The 15724-nt window shown below is 23.4% G+C and carries 16 protein-coding genes and 2 tRNA genes; 4 read left to right on the top strand and 14 right to left on the bottom strand.

The window, feature by feature from the left end; all coding sequences use genetic code 4:
* Nucleotides 1-16 precede the first annotated feature (16 nt).
* The 14 genes from ACXX87_RS03630 to ACXX87_RS03695 form a co-directional block, all read right to left on the bottom strand.
* Nucleotides 17-247, bottom strand: coding sequence for a SemiSWEET family transporter (locus tag ACXX87_RS03630; RefSeq protein ID WP_458573293.1), 231 nt, complete (start codon nt 245-247; stop codon nt 17-19).
* A gap of 2 nt (nt 248-249) precedes the next feature.
* Nucleotides 250-1647 carry an MSC_0618 family F1-like ATPase beta subunit gene (locus ACXX87_RS03635; protein WP_458573294.1) on the bottom strand — a complete coding sequence of 466 codons (1398 nt, stop codon included), beginning with the start codon at nt 1645-1647 and terminating at the stop codon, nt 250-252.
* A gap of 1 nt (nt 1648) precedes the next feature.
* The gene (locus ACXX87_RS03640) at nt 1649-3166 is read right to left on the bottom strand and encodes an MSC_0619 family F1-like ATPase alpha subunit (RefSeq protein ID WP_458559407.1); all 1518 of its coding nucleotides are present in this window, start codon (nt 3164-3166) and stop codon (nt 1649-1651) included.
* 1 nt (nt 3167) lies between these two features.
* The gene (locus tag ACXX87_RS03645) at nt 3168-5516 is read right to left on the bottom strand and encodes a hypothetical protein (RefSeq protein ID WP_458573295.1); all 2349 of its coding nucleotides are present in this window, start codon (nt 5514-5516) and stop codon (nt 3168-3170) included.
* On the bottom strand, nt 5500-6030 hold the full coding sequence (locus ACXX87_RS03650; RefSeq protein WP_458559409.1) for a hypothetical protein: 531 nt from the start codon (nt 6028-6030) through the stop codon (nt 5500-5502). Before ACXX87_RS03650 ends, ACXX87_RS03645 begins: the two co-directional genes overlap by 17 nt.
* On the bottom strand, nt 6020-6874 hold the full coding sequence (locus ACXX87_RS03655; protein WP_458559410.1) for an MSC_0622 family F1-like ATPase gamma subunit: 855 nt from the start codon (nt 6872-6874) through the stop codon (nt 6020-6022). The genes ACXX87_RS03650 and ACXX87_RS03655 overlap by 11 nt, the downstream gene beginning before the upstream one ends.
* On the bottom strand, nt 6864-7385 hold the full coding sequence (locus tag ACXX87_RS03660) for an MSC_0623 family F1-like ATPase-associated protein (RefSeq protein WP_458559411.1): 522 nt from the start codon (nt 7383-7385) through the stop codon (nt 6864-6866). Before ACXX87_RS03660 ends, ACXX87_RS03655 begins: the two co-directional genes overlap by 11 nt.
* Nucleotides 7378-8778: an MSC_0624 family F1-like ATPase-associated membrane protein gene (locus ACXX87_RS03665; RefSeq protein ID WP_458559412.1), complete on the bottom strand. Its 1401-nt coding sequence runs from the start codon at nt 8776-8778 to the stop codon at nt 7378-7380. Before ACXX87_RS03665 ends, ACXX87_RS03660 begins: the two co-directional genes overlap by 8 nt.
* Before the next feature lies 1 nt (nt 8779).
* Nucleotides 8780-10033 (bottom strand): serine hydroxymethyltransferase, encoded by a 1254-nt coding sequence (gene glyA / locus ACXX87_RS03670; protein WP_458559413.1) that lies wholly within the window; start codon nt 10031-10033, stop codon nt 8780-8782.
* Nucleotides 10034-10158: 125 nt separating this feature from the next.
* Entirely contained in the window at nt 10159-10353 is a 195-nt protein-coding gene (gene rpmF, locus ACXX87_RS03675; RefSeq protein ID WP_436359163.1) for a 50S ribosomal protein L32, read from the bottom strand.
* An 86-nt stretch (nt 10354-10439) separates the two neighbouring features.
* A complete protein-coding gene (locus ACXX87_RS03680) occupies nt 10440-10865 on the bottom strand; it encodes a Dps family protein (protein WP_458557616.1) in 426 nt (141 codons plus the stop codon).
* A gap of 1 nt (nt 10866) precedes the next feature.
* Nucleotides 10867-11664, bottom strand: a complete 798-nt coding sequence (locus ACXX87_RS03685; RefSeq protein WP_458573296.1) for a DeoR/GlpR family DNA-binding transcription regulator — start codon at nt 11662-11664, stop codon at nt 10867-10869.
* Nucleotides 11665-11799: 135 nt separating this feature from the next.
* Nucleotides 11800-11885: transfer RNA gene (locus tag ACXX87_RS03690), tRNA-Leu, on the bottom strand.
* Nucleotides 11886-11887: 2 nt separating this feature from the next.
* Nucleotides 11888-11978, bottom strand: a tRNA-Ser gene (locus ACXX87_RS03695).
* A gap of 330 nt (nt 11979-12308) precedes the next feature.
* On the opposite strand from ACXX87_RS03695, the gene ACXX87_RS03700 reads away from it, so the two are divergent.
* The 4 genes from ACXX87_RS03700 to era all read left to right on the top strand — a co-directional run bounded on the left by ACXX87_RS03700 (nt 12309) and on the right by era (nt 15640).
* Nucleotides 12309-13859 carry a hypothetical protein gene (locus ACXX87_RS03700; RefSeq protein WP_458573297.1) on the top strand — a complete coding sequence of 517 codons (1551 nt, stop codon included), beginning with the start codon at nt 12309-12311 and terminating at the stop codon, nt 13857-13859.
* Between the two features lie 67 nt (nt 13860-13926).
* On the top strand, nt 13927-14382 hold the full coding sequence (ybeY, locus tag ACXX87_RS03705; protein WP_458561071.1) for an rRNA maturation RNase YbeY: 456 nt from the start codon (nt 13927-13929) through the stop codon (nt 14380-14382).
* Complete coding sequence (cdd, locus tag ACXX87_RS03710) at nt 14382-14771, top strand: cytidine deaminase (RefSeq protein ID WP_458573298.1); 390 nt, start codon at nt 14382-14384, stop codon at nt 14769-14771. The genes ybeY and cdd overlap by 1 nt, the downstream gene beginning before the upstream one ends.
* Entirely contained in the window at nt 14771-15640 is an 870-nt protein-coding gene (gene era / locus ACXX87_RS03715; RefSeq protein ID WP_458557613.1) for a GTPase Era, read from the top strand. Before cdd ends, era begins: the two co-directional genes overlap by 1 nt.
* Nucleotides 15641-15724: the final 84 nt, after the last annotated feature.

Below are 15724 nucleotides of genomic sequence, written 5' to 3' on the forward strand. Positions count from 1 at the left end.
TCCCATACTTTAAATTTTACTTTAAAGTGGTGCACTTGATCTTACAATTAAGCATGAAAATAGAAATTTCATTTTTAAAAATTGAATAAAAAATTCAAAAAATATAACTTAATCACAATACTCAAAAAGTTGTAAAACTCACTACACCAACGTGTTTAGTTTTAAAAGTTTTATAAAGTTGTGGAACAGTTGAAAAAGGCGTAATAATAATAGCTAATATTCCTACTATTATTTGAGTTAAAATCATATTTAGTTTAACCTTTCTAATTTTAAATCAATTTCTTCTGTTGAATTAATGTATAAAAACTCTTTTGGATGGATATTTAAATAAGTTCCTGAAACAATTTTTTCTACTGAACTAATAGTTTTTTCAATAGAGATAAATTCTCCTTTTTCTTTTGTAAAATTACTTGCTGTTCTTAATTTTTGACTAAAAAAATTAATTAATTGCATAGCTTTTCTTGCTATTATTCAGTTTTCATTATCCAGTTGCTCTAAACCTAAAATAAGGATAATATCTTTTAATTCTTCATATTTTTGAAGAATTTTTTTAGTTTCTGTAAGTGCATCAAAATGTCTTTTTCCAATATTTTCAATTGTTAATAAACTTGAATTAGATTTTAGTGGATCAAAAGCTGGAAAGATACCATTAGATGCTATTTCTCTTGATAAAACTAAAACAGAATCTAAATGACTAAAAACAGCAATGGAACCTGGATCATTTATATCATCCATAGGTAAAAAAACTGTTTGAAAAGAAGTTATTCCACCATTTTCATTTTCATTAAGTCTTTCTTCAATATAAGAAACTTCGGAATTTAGTGTTGGTTGATAACCTACAGCTGACGGTTTTTTTCCAAGTGAAGAAGATAACTCATTACCTGCTTGAATAAATCTATAAATATTATCAATAAAAAGTAAAACATCTTCTTTTTCAACATCTCTTAAATATTCAGCTGCAGTTATTCCCATAGGAACTATTTTATTTCTTGAACCAGCTGTTTCATTCATTTGTGAAATGAAAATTATAGATTTTTCCAGTAAATTAGATTCTTTTAATTCATCTAGTAATTCTTGACCTTCTCTTGTTCTTTCACCAGAACCTATAAAAATAGAAGTCAATTTATTATTAAGTTTTTGTGAAGATAAGTTAAAGATTAATTCTTTCATTAAAACTGTTTTCCCTACTCCAGCTCCTCCTAAAATTCCAAGTTTAGTTCCTTTGAAAATAGGAATAAAAAAATCAATACATTTTACTCCTGTTTCTAAAAATAACTTGTTTTTAGTTTCAAATTTAACTTTTGTAATTGTTGAATCCAAATCTATCATTTTGAATTTTGATTTAGGTTGATTTAAAGACTCTCCTTTAATATTAAAAATGTTTCCTTTAGTTTTTAAACCTACAGGAACTTGGAGTTTTTTAACTTGCAATATAACTTCTTGATTAATAAATAACTTAGTTGGATTGTGAATGATAATTGCTCTAACAACAGAATTGGAAATTATTTTTTCAACAAGTAAAATATTTTCTTCTTTTAAATCACTAATTATTTTTCCAATTTCTAGATTATTATTTGAAAAATCGTTTTCAATATCAAATTGAATTTCTACTGCATCTGTTAAAATTTTTGAAATTTTTCCATTCATTTTATTCACCTAAATACTCTTTCATTTCATTTTCATTTATTTTTTTAAAATTTATTTCTTGACTAATTTTCTTTGTTATTCCTTTATAATTGTAAAAATCATTAATTGCATTAATTATAAAATTTTTAAAATGAAATTCATCTACAAATTCTGAACAAATGAGTTTATTATAAATTTTATTAGCTCATTTGTTTTTTTGTAAAAAACTGAAAATAAATTCAAATAAGTCTTGATTGTCTTCATTAGCATCTAAAATGTTTCAAATTACTAGTTTTGAAAATAAAATAATTTCCCCTGTGTTTAGATAATTATTAAAACCTTTTTGAGTTAATATTTTTTCAATATTTTTACCTTGATTTAAAGTTTTAGTAAAGGTATCTGAAAGATTAAATTTAATATCATTAAGATTGTGATTTTTTATATAGTTATTATAGACTTTAGTCAACTCTTTTGATAATTCAGAAACTTGTTTATTTTGAACTGAACTTCCTGTTCTAGAAACAGAAATTGGATAATTTATAGCCGGAATAATTCCTGAATTAAATAGTTCACTACTTATTACAATTTGCCCATCGGTAATTGAAATTATATTGGAAGATATAAAAGAAGTAATATCGCCAGAATTTGTTTCCACAATAGGAAAAACAGTTATAGAACCTTCATCTTTAAAATTTCCACCTCTTTCTAATAATTTAGAATGAGTAAAAAAGACATCTCCAGGAAATGCTTCTCTACCTGCTGGTTTATTCAATAATAAAGAAATTTCCCTATAAATATTTGCGTGCTTAGTTAAATCATCTAATATTAAAATAACATCAAAATTATTTTTAGATAAATTTTCAGCATGAGCCATTGCAACATATGGTAATAAAAATTGATCATAAGAATTATCTGATTCAGCGTGTATAATGATACTTTTATCTAAGCAACCATTATTTTTTAAAATTTCATAAATTTCTGAAATAGAACTATTTTTTTGTCCAATGGAAGCATAAATAAATCTTATGTTATTATCAGAGCAATTGTTGATAATGGAAGAGAGAGTTAAATGGGTTTTTCCCGTTTTTCGATCACCAACAATTAGTTGTCTTTGACCTCTTCCTATTGGAGTAAATAAATCAATTCCAAAATATCCTGTAAATAAAGGTTGATTTATTTTTTTTCTTTCATTAATTCCTCTTGCAGTTTTAAAAATTTCAGATTTTCCAAAAGAAATAATATTGTTATTTTCTTTATAATTTTTATTTAAAATTTCACCTTTTATATTAATTATTTTTCCAAAAAAACCACTATTTGTTTCTATTTTGTCAAATAAAATAGGTTCTATTTCTTTATTTAACTCAATTTTAGTGTTAGGATTAGAAATAATTAAATCAGCTCTATCTTGACTTGCAGAAAGTAAAAAACCATAAAGATCTTTATTGATTTTAAAAAATTGATTTTGTTCGTAATTAAAATCACCTTCAACTTTAATTAAAAAGTTATTTATCGATTTTACAATTGGATTATTTTTTTTCATTTTACCTCATCAATTCTAATAATATATAAATCACAAAAACAAGAGTTGAACTACCTAAAACACCAGAAGAAAGTAGTAAAGTTAATTTTTGTTTTATTTTTTTATTTCTTTTAAAAATTAAAAATAAAATAGTCATTAAACTTGCAAGAGAAATAATAGAACCTACAGTTACTATAGATCATAAAATACCGAGTTCTACAGAGTTTTTAACCTTTTTAATTTCTAAAGGATTTAAATTTTTAATAAAATTTGCTGCATTATCTGCAAGGATTTTTTTAGTTTGATCATCAATTTGTTCAACTATATTTTTAATTTTTTCGTCAAAAATTGGATCAGGTTCTTTTTTAAGAATATCTTTAATTTCGTTTTTTTGTAATTCAAGTTTGTCTAAAATAGATTTTGCAATTTCAGAGTCAATTTTATTATTATTTTCCAGAATATTTTTTATTTTTTCTGCTTTGCCATCAATAGCAGCTCCTATAGCTGTATCTAAAAGATTTTTATTGTTTTCAAATAACTCTTTGTAATCATTTTTTAAAATTTCTTCTATTTTTTCTGTTTTTTCTTGTTTAGTTAAGTTTGAAAAATCAGGATTATTTTCAACTTCTTCTATAACATTAGAAATATTATTTTTTATATTATTTTCAGAAAAAAGAAATGCAGAAGCAAATAATGCTGCTTTTTGCTCTTCTGTTAAATTATGTAAATCTTCTTTATTTAAAAAATTATTAAAAACATCAACATTTTCTTTAAACATATTATTATAAATGTTATCTTTGTCTTCTTGAGTAAATTCAGGATTATCAGGGTTAATATGTTTTTCTTCCTTTTTAAATCCGGTTACTTCTGTAAAATAATTTTTTGTTTCTTCTCCATTGCTTATTTGAACTTCTGCAATCCCTATTGTTCCATCACTATCAGCTTTTTTTACTATTTTTTTAATTTTGTAATCAAAACCTTTAGTATCACCTGAAACATAAGCAATTTGTTCTAAAGGACTATAGAATCTTGCGTTAGAAGCTGTTATTTCTTTTCCTTTATCTGTTAAATTTAAAGGTAATTCATCAGCTAAATTAATATCTTGAACTTTATTTAATAAAATATTTTCATAAAGGAATTTCCCTTTTTTTTGGAATAAATAATGCTGATTTGGAGCAATAATTTCAAAAGAATTAGTATCAATTTTACTTGTTAATGTAAAATTGATTAAAACATCTTTTCTTTCTGATTCCAAAATATGTTTTTCTATTGAATTTATTTCAAAATTAAATTTATCATTTGGATCAAAACTATAAAAATCACTAGCGGTTATTTCATCGAAATTTTTATTTTTTGATGTATCTTTTAAGTATATTCTTTTTTGTTCAATTAAATTATTGTAATAGTTATTTAATAATAAATTTTCATATTCAAAAAATGAGTATTTAAATTCGAAATGTTCATCAAAAAATAGAAAAACGTTATTTAAATTAATTTTTGCTCTTATGTCAATAGTTCTACCGTTATTTGATTGTGTAATTTCAGGATCTTTTACAATAAATTCATCAGTATATTTAAATTCTGGATTAGGCTTTTCAATATAAATATCATTTTTCTTTAAATTGAATGCACTTTTTTCAAGAGCTTCTGGTTTAATTTTTATTATTCCTAATTTATTTTCATTTCTAGCTTGCATTAAGATATTTCTATCTCTATAAATATGTTCTCTTAGCTTTTCTTGAATATTATATGCAATAAAATCTGTACCATTGAAATTTCTAACTTGATTTTCTAAATTAAAGATAATACTATTAATTTTAGTTTTTTCAACATCAGTTATTTCTTTATCATCTAAGTTGAAATCGTAACCATAAATAGGGAAATTACCGGGATTAGTTAATCAATTGGAATCACTAATATAAACATTATTTATTCTATTTAAAAAAGAAGATAAAATGTTTAATCTTTCATCTTTTGAGAGAGTATTGATGATTTTGGATTCTTCGTTTGAAATGGAATTTCTAGACAGATAAGTTTCTTGTTTTAGAAAATCAAAGTCATTATTAATATAACTTTTAAGAGAATTTTCGATAATAGAAAAATTATTATTAAGAATTTGGTAATATCTATTTTTTTCATATTCCGCTTTAGTTGGAAAAGAATTTTTTAATTCTTGTAAGCTTTGAGTATATAATTTAGCAATTTTATTTTTTAAAGTAGAAAGGATATGATCAACTTGTTCTGTTTTGTAATTATCTATTTCATCAATTTCATTGTTGCTTAATAAAGAAATTGATGAAAATACAGGAATTATGGGCAAAGTTGATATTAATAATCTTCTAAAAAATTTAAATTTATTTCGTTTTTTCATCTTTAAAATATATCTTCGATCCTTTCATTATTTTTAAAATTTCATATTCTTCAACAACCTTATATTTTGTTAGAATATCATTAATATCCATACCTACTTTACTTTGTCTAAAAACCTTTTTATACTTTTTTTTAGCTTGTTTATATTTAATTTTAATTTCTTTTAATTTAATTTTATCATTTTTAATAGAAAAAAGTTGCTTAATATAATTAAAAACTATTACTTCTAAAGTTTTGGAATTTTTATCATTTTTAATTATTGTTTTATCTACTAAAAATAGCTTAATAATATTTTCTTTATTTCTAATTTTTATAATTGCATTATCTAAAGAACAAAAAACATTTTCTTTAAATGAAAAATAGTTTTTTTCTTTTGGAATATAAATGTTAATATTGCTTTCAGAAAACATTTCTATAATTTTATTACTTTTAATAATATTTACATTAAAAAAAGACTTCTTTTTTTTAAAAATAAGATTTTTTGATCATAAACTGGTTAAAACTTTACTCTTCATAATTTTCCTTTGGTAATTGTGATAATAACACAATTTCTTCCGTTAAGTTCTGTCTTTTTAATTCCCTTGTTTTAATTTTGATATTTTCTATATTTTTTTCAATTTCTTTTAATATTCTTGTTTCGTGAATTAATTGTTGTTTTAACTTAAAAAAAGATGATTCATAAATTAAAGCAGGAACAATAGAGTTTAAATAAATTAAAAAAAGATTTTTAATAAAATTGAAAATATCAGGAAAAATTAAATGTTCATTTGTAAAAGAAATTTGCTGGAAATTAGTTGAATTATTTAAATCAAAATTAAATTTATCAATAGGTAAAATTGTGATGGAATTATCTTTAATTCTATTGGAATTTAAAACAAAAATTACTTCTGAGACAATTTTATTTCCATAAATTTCAGAAATAATTTTTTCCAGTTCATAAATTTGTTGTTCATTTGTATTTTCAGTTTGAAAAATAGGAATAATTTTATTTTTGTTTGCAAAATTTATAGCTTCAATACCAATTGTAATTAAAAAATCCTTCTTAAAGTTAAACTTTTTTAATAGTTCATCATTTATGTTGTTATAGTTTAGATAATTTAATTCTATTTTTTCAGAAACATAAATTCAAAGTTTGGAATTATTTTTTTCTTTATTAGATTTTTTAAAGAAAAAAGAGTTTAATTTATATCTATTTTCAATTGAAAAAAGAATGTTTTTTACATTAATTGAAGAAAAAACTTTTTCTTCAAAACCTTTATTAATATTAGAAATTTTTAAAATTGTGTTTAATCTACTAATTTTAGTTGTTGCATGAAGATTTTCAAAAACTTTAAGTGAATTTGAGTTGTTAGATTTCATTTTTTACTCTTTTAATTTGTTTTTCATTGTAAAATAATTCAAAGTTTTCATCTTTGTTAAAATAAATAATAATTCCATCAATTAAAACTAACTTTTTTTCTTTTTGAATTACATCAATAACATATTCAGTAAAAATGTTCTGAATATTTTTAAAAATTTCATTGTTTGAAAAATCTAATTTTTCTTGTAAAAAAATGTTATCTTTTTTTATTGTTGGGAAAATAAATTTATCGTTTTTCATTCATATAATTGAAAAAAGACCAAAATCAATTTCTTTTTTTTCAAAAAAACTTTTTTCATAAATTTTAAAAAAAGAATCAAAGTTTTCAATTTCTTCTTTTGAATTTAAAAGCAGTTTTATATTGTTTAAAATGTCTTTTAAATGCACTGTTTGATTATCATTTATAAATTTATTGTAATTTTCTAAAATTCAAAAATAATCGTTATTTTTCTTTAGTTCACTACGGATTTTTTTAAATTCTCTTTCTTCTTTTTTTAAAAAATTAAACATTTTTAACTCCTTTTTTTGTTGATTTTAAAATTAATAAATTGTAAAAAGATAACAACAAAATATTAAATAGTATATAAAAAATTATAATAGAATAAAATAAAACTTCAATATTTAAAAACTCATTAATTAAATAAAATAAATTGTTATTTTTTAAATAAAAGACAATTGTAATTATTAAAGTAAAAAAGTTAACAAATAATCTAACAAATAACCTTTTAAATAAATCTCACTTTCTATGCTTTAAACAAAATAAAACTAAGATTAAAAAGTTAGAAATACCATTTATAAAAAGATTTATATCAGTAATTTGAATTCCAGAAACATTTTTAGATGAATTAAAATCAAAAAGAATTCTTATTAAATAAAATAACATTCATAAAAGAAATATTGAGCATAAAGTAAAAATTTTTATTATTTGATCTGTTTTAAAAATGTTTTTAAAATTTAAGACTAAAAAATAGTAAATTAAAATTATTACAATACTAAAACCTAAATAAATATAATTTCACGCTTTGAAATGGAAATGAGTAGCAAACTGAATGAAAAATAAAAGCAAGGTTAAAAACATTGAAATTATTGAAATTCATAAAAATAGCTTATTAAAATCTTTATTTTTTGCTTTTATTTCCCAAAAATTGAAAAAACTATAAACAAAAGGAAAAAGAGTTATACATAAACCAATAATTAATAAAGTTTTTAAAACAAAATCTGATATTTTTCAATCATTTATTAAAAAGTGGAAAAAAGGATAATTTGCGATATTACTTATTCCAGTTTTTTCTACATATAGAGAAAAGTTAATATAAAAAATTAAAAAAGCAAAATAATAAATAAATTTACTTACGTAAGAATAAATAGTTCATTTATATTTAAGTTTTAGTTTTACATCATTTTTTTTAAAAATAAAGTAGTTGTAAAAATTGTAAGCACAATTTAAAACTATTACATATAAAAGTAAATAAACTGCTAAATTTAAATTAAAGGTAAACTTCTCTTTACTGAAAGTATCAACATTAATGTATAAAAATAAAGATAAACCAAAAAATGCAATAGAAGTTAGAAGAAACAAAGAAGCAAATATAAAATAATACTTAATTTTTCACAAATGTAATTGTACACCAGTGTAAATTTTAAATAAGTATAAATAAGATACAAAACTAAAAAATCAATAAGTCACTGAAAACAGAACTTTGCTTTCTAAATTGATATGACTATAATTATTGAGTTTTATAAAATTATTAAAAAATACATAGTTTATTGTAAAATAAATTGAATATAATATCAAGACAAAAATTTTAAAAAATAAAATAATTTTGCTTTGTTTTTTGAATAAAATTTCTTTTCAATCTATTTTAAATGAGTTAAAAATTAAATAATTTTTCTTTGGTTTCATTTTAGTTTCAATAAGATTTTTTTATAGGAAAATCTTTAGTTAATTTTATTACTTCTTGTTTTAATGCTTCTAACTCTTTTTGGTTTTCACTATTTAACAAAGCTTTATTTATAATATTGGCTAATTGCTTAAATTCTTTTTCTTTAAAACCTCTAGAAGTCATTGCAGCAGTTCCTAGTCTAACTCCTGAAGTTACAAAAGGAGATTCATCATCATTTGGAATTGTGTTTTTATTAACGGTAATATTGATTTTTTGCAAAATAGAAGAAGCTGATTTACCTGTTGTTTTATAAGATTTTTTAACATTTATAGTAAATAAGTGATTATCAGTTCCGCCAGAAATTATTTCTACTCCATTTTTTTGAAATTCTTCCGAAAAAGCCCTTGAATTCTTTATAATCTGTTTGCAATAGTCTTTAAAAAAAGGTTGTAGTGCTTCATTAAAAGCAACCGCTTTTCCTGCGATGCTATGAAATAAAGGACCACCTTGATAACCGGGAAAAACTCATCTATCGATTTTTTTAGCAATTTCTTCATTATTTGTCATTATGATACCACCACGAGCACCTCTTAATGTTTTGTGAGTTGTCGAAGTAATTATGTCTGCATATTCTACAGGTGATGGATGTAAATCTGAAGCAATAAGTCCAGCTATATGTGCAATGTCAGCCATTAAGTAAGCACCTACTTCATCTGCAATTTTTCTAAATTTAGAAAAGTCTATTGTTCTTGAATATGCTGAATAACCGCATATAATTAAATTGGGTTTAACTTCTTTTGCTACTTTTAAAATTTGCTCATAATCTAACAAACCATTAGAATCAACATCATAAGAAAATGATTGATAAAATTTTCCAGAAAAATTTATGTTATATCCATGTGTCAAGTGACCACCAGAGCTTAGTGACATTCCTAAAACTTTCCCTCCTGGTTCTACAATTGAAGCAATAGCAGCTGCATTTGCTGTCGAACCAGAATAAGGTTGAACATTAGCAAATTTTACTTTGAATAATTTCTTGAGTCTTTCAATAGCTAAATTTTCTACTTCATCCACATTTTCACAACCATCGTAATATCTTTTTCCTGGATACCCTTCACCATATTTGTTAGTTAAAATGCTTCCTGTTGCTTTTAATACATCTTCTGAAACATAATTTTCAGAAGCTATTAATTCAATGTGTTCTTCTTGTCTTTGAAGTTCTTTATTTATTGCATTAGCAATTTCTTTATCTTTTAACTCTATGTTTTTATACATTTTTAACCTCATTTAATTTTACTATTATAATTTTACTTCAAATAGAAAAAAATCAAAGCTTAAAGCCTTGATTTTAAATTAAAATATATTAGTTTTTATACGTTATTAATAAATTTGATTAATAATTATTTGTCGTTTAAAGCTGTAAAACCTTGAACTTTTTGTCCTTTATAAAAACCACAAAATCTACATACTCTATGTTGTTGGATACCATTTGAACAGTTTGTACATTTAATTAAGTTTTGTACAACTAAAGCATCATGAGTTCTTCTTTTATGTTTACGTTGTTTAGAAGTTTTTCTCTTTGGAACTATAGCCATTTTTCCCCCTCTGTATATCTAAGATAATTTTATTATAGATTTATATTTTATAATTTTACATTAAAAAGAAAAAAAATAAAGAATATTTATTTAATTTCTTTTAACATTGCTGAAAATTGTCATAATCATTTATCAAATGATAATAAAATTTCATCAAAAATTGGTTGAACTCTTGCACTTCATTCAAAACTTTCACTTTCTTTTAATAAAGTTTCTAAATCCAAAACAAGAAGTTGTAAAGCTGTTTTATAGTCAAATTCTTTTGTTGATTCTTCTTTGATAAATGAAAGTTCTAAAATTTCTTTAAAACTTCCAATTGCTTGTGATTTTTTCATCACTACTTTTTCAGCAATTTCATCAATAAATCCTAAAACTTCTGCTTTTAATTTATCTGTTTCTTCGTGAATTTCAAAAAATTCAATCCCTTTAATATTTCAATGTATATTGTTAGTTTTTTGATAAAAAACTTGTAAGCTTGCTTGTATTTCTTTTAATTTTTTAAGCTCTTGCATTTTAATATTCATCCTTAGTTCTAATTAAATTCAATCCTTCAAATTCTTTTTCTTTTTTATAATTTGTAACTACTAAAACTAATTTGTCAGATGGTGTAAAATCATAGAATGTTCCAAATCCAAATTTTTCTTCGGTCGCTAAAACAACAACAAGTTCAGAATGTTGAGCTACAAAGTTTTTCATTTTCCCATCACCTATTTCTGTTGTTGTTAGTTTTCCATTTTCGTCAATACCACTAACACCTAAAAATGCTATTTGGAATTTAAAATTTTCAATAGCTGATAAATCATGAGAATTTGTTGAAAGACTTTTATGTTTTATTTTTCCACCTACTACATAAATATTTTTGAATCCCATTTCAACAGCTTTCATAGCATTATGGATAGAATTTGTAAAAATATTAACATCAGTATCTAAATATTCAAGTAAATAATAACAAGTAGAACCTGCATCTAAATAAATGTTTAAGTAATCTTTCGCTAAAACAGCAGCTGTTCTAGCAATGCTCCTTTTTGCCTCTACATTTACTTTAATTTCGTCAATAACAATTTTATCTAAATAATTTCTTTTTTCGTTATAAACAATTTCACCAAAAGGTCTTTTAACATAACCTTCTTCTTCAAGTTTAAGAAGGTATCTTCTTGCAGTACTTTTTGTTAATTGGAATTTTTGTTCAATTTCAATAGGTTTTAAAATCTTTTTAGTTCTTATGTATTCGTTTATTTCCTTTTGTTTTGCAAAAGACATAATTTTTTTATTTTTTGAATCTTCCACATTACTCCTTTCTGATTTTATCATTAAACTTATTATAGATAAAAACAAACAAATTATATCATTTTAAAGTATTTTTCAATATATTTAATTCAAAAATTTTCATTTTTTTTCAAAAGTAAAAGAAAATCCGCAAAAGCGGATTAAAAGGTCTTTTTGATATGGTGCTCAAGACGGGACTTGAACCCGAACGCGATTTCTCGCACTAGAACCTCAATCTAGCGTGTCTACCATTTCACCACCTGAGCAATGGCGGAATAGACAGGATTTGAACCTGCGCGAGAGTTGCCTCTCCTAATACGTTTCCAACGTATCCCCTTCAGCCTCTTGGGTACTATTCCATATACTTTATAATTATATAAAAAATTCCTTTTTTTATTACAAAATATACTTAAATTTTCTTATTTATTTATTTTTTAAAACTAAAAAACTTCAAAAAAAGCGTAAAAAACTCAGTTTTTGCCTTTTTTAATATAAATTATATTTATTTTTGTAACTTAAGAGTTATAATTGAAATATATTTATTTAAGTTCTTTTTAATTAAATTGTTAGTAAGTTACTAACTGCTATATATATATATATATATAGAAGCACTCTTTATTTTCTTATGTATTTCTATATATTATGTAAATTAATAATTTAATTTAAATAAATTAGAAAAAAGGAGAAAAATGAGTAAAAAAATTAAAAAGGTATTTCCAAAATTGGCTTTAACCAGTCCATTATTACCAATAAGTATGGTAATTTCATGTAATGATACAACAGAAACTAAACCTAGCGAACCTAAAAATCCTGGATCGGGAACAACACAAACTGAACCAGTTAAAGAAAATCCAAACCCTGTAATAACACCAATTGCAGAACTACCAGGAAACGATGTTAAAGTTTCTGATCCTGAGAAAATAAAAGACAAAAACAAATCTCAAAATCCAAGTAATTCACAACCAAAAGATGATAATAAAACACAAGCTGTTCAAAAAGATAAAGATAAAGCACCTGAAAATGGTTTTATTGATCAAAAAACTAAAAATCCAAAACTAAATAACAATTCAGACAAAACTAAAACTGATTCACAAAATCCAGATACTGCAACAACAAATCCAAAATCTCAAACACAAGATTCTGAAGTTGTTTTTGACAGAAAATTTCAAGTCTTACACGTTTCAAAAGAAGAAGAAAAACAAATTCTTGATGATCAATTTAATAAAATCGATAAAACTAAAGATAATAATAGTACAGTAGAAGGACAAGACAATTCAACTAGTGAACCTTCAGAACCAAAAAAACCACAAATTCCTTTAACTAAGCAACAAAAAGAAATTTTAAATGAACAATATTTAAAACAAGATTTAAATAATAGATCAACTACGATAGGTAACGTTGAACCTGTAGTTTTTGACAGAAAATTTAAAAAATTAGAGGTTACTAAAGAGCAAGAAAAAGAAATTGTTGATGAGCAAATTAAGAAGATTGATAAAACAAAAGATAACAATAGTGTAGTTGAAGGACAAGATAATAACAATACTGACAGTAAATCAGAAAAACCTAAAACACCACAAATTCCTTTAACTTCTGAACAAAAACAACAACTTAGTGATCAACTAAAAAATCAAGATCTAAAAAACACTTGAACAACTATTGGTGATGATAACTCACAAAGTTTTAACAGAAAATTTACAAAATTAGATGTTACTAAAAAAGAAGAAAAACAAATTCTTGACGATCAACTTAATAAAATTGATAAAACTAAAGATAACAACAGCACAGTAGAAGGACAAGACAATTCAACTATCGAACCAGTTCAACCAAAAACTCCACAAGTAGAGTTAACACCAGATCAAAAACAAAAACTTCATGATCAATTAGAAAATCAAGATCCTGAAAATACTTGAACTACAATCGGAGATGAAATACCAAAACAATTTGATAGAAAATTCAGTGTTATTTCAGTTTCTAAAGAACAAGAAGACCAAGAATTAAAAGAGCAAGCTGCTAAATCACAAGATAGTGAAATCGATATTGTTGATGATTCTGAACCAAAAGATACTCCTGTTGAAGAACCTAAAGCAAACAAAGATAAGCAACAAGAACAACCAAAAGTTGAACTTAAAAAATCAAATGATTATAAAGTTATTGAATTAACAAAAGCACAAGAAGATGAGCAATTAAGCAAACAACAACAAAATGCAGAAGAAAACGAAATCGAAATAGATTTAGACTAAAAATAGATATTCTCAAATTTTAGAGAATATTTTTTTAATATTATAAAAAAATATTATAATTTTAAATATGATAAAGGAAAATAAATTGAATTTTTCAAATAACACAAACTATCAATTTCGTTACTTGAAAGAATTTAAAGAGATTTTAAATCTTGCACATCAAGAATTTAAAGCTAGAAAAAAAATTGTTGTTGATTTTTTACTCACGGATAATGAACAAATTAAAATAATTTCCAAAGAATATAGAAAAAAAGATAAAGTTACAGATATTCTTTCTTTTGGAACTAATTGAAGTGATTTTGATTTTTTAGATTTTTTACCACTTGGAGAAATAATTATTTCTTATCAAAAAGTTAAAGAACAAGCTAAAGAATATGGTCACACACTAAAAAGAGAATATTGCTATCTTTTTGCTCATGGTTTAGCTCATTTATTTGGATTTGATCATCTAACAAAAGAAGATGAAGATAAAATGAATTATCACGTTGATAAAATAATGAAGAAAATGGAGATTAGTAGATAATGTACATAAAATTAAAAAAACTTTTAGATAACTCTTATTCACCTTATTCAAATTTTGCAGTTGCTGCAATTTTAAAAAATAAAGACGGAAAAGAATGAAATGGTGTTAATGTAGAAAATGCTGCATATCCTTCTGGAATGTGTGCAGAAAGAAGTGCTCTTTTTGGAGCTATTTCTTACGGATTTAAACCAAGAGAAATTACCGAAATTCACATAATATCAAGGAAAAAAGAATTCATCTCTCCTTGTGCAGGTTGTAGGCAAGTTATGAGTGAATTAATGCCACTTAATGGTAAAATATTTCAATATTCTAATGATGGTACTTGCAGAGTAAATACTGTTCTTGAAATGGTTCCTTTCCCTATTTTAAGTGAGGATATTAAAGTTTAATGAAAGTGTGTTTTGTTGCAATTATAGGTAGACCAAATGTTGGAAAATCATCTTTACTTAATGCTATCTTACAATATGATTTATCAATAGTAAGTGCAAAACCACAAACCACAAGAGATCAAATAAACGGAATTTATAATGAAGAAGGATATCAAATTGTTTTTATTGATACTCCTGGTATTCATAAAAGCAAGCAAAAATTAGGTGATTCATTAAACAATAGTTCTTATGAATCTTTAAAAAACGCAGACTTAATTTTATTTTTACAACCTGCTGATCAAGAAATTGGAACAGGTGATTTTATGATTTTAGAAAAAATCAAAAATTTTAAAAATAAAATTGCTCTTATTACAAAAGTGGATCTTGTTTCTGATAAAGAAATGCTTAAAAGAAAAGCAGAACAACTCAAATCCAAAGGATTTTCCCTTGTATTAGGTACATCCATCACTTATGAACAAACAATTCAAGAATTAATTAATGAAATTAAAAAGTATAGCTATGAATCAGAACCTTTTTATCCAGTTGAAGATATAACAGATAAAAGTATGCGTTTTCTTGCAAAAGAAATTGTTCGTAAAAACGCTATTAATCTTTTAGAAGATGAAGTGCCTCATAACATTGCTGTTATAGTTAATGATTTTATTGAAAAAGAACATTCAATGCAAATAGATGTAACAATATATGTTTCAAGAGATTCACAAAAAGGAATTGTTATTGGTAAAAACGGAGCAATGATTAAACAAATAGGAATAAATTCAAGAAAAGAACTTGAAGAACTTTTTAATAGTAAAATTTTTCTCTCTACCAATGTGAAAGTAAGTAAAAATTGAGTAAATAACGAAAAAGTAATTAAAAAAATGGGATATTAATTAATAATTAATCTAATTTTATAATTAGATCCTTAAATGAAATATAAAGTGCACCAGTGTTTTTATAACCTATTTGTATTTTAT

The sequence above is a fragment of the Mycoplasma sp. 613B genome, from assembly GCF_054343485.1.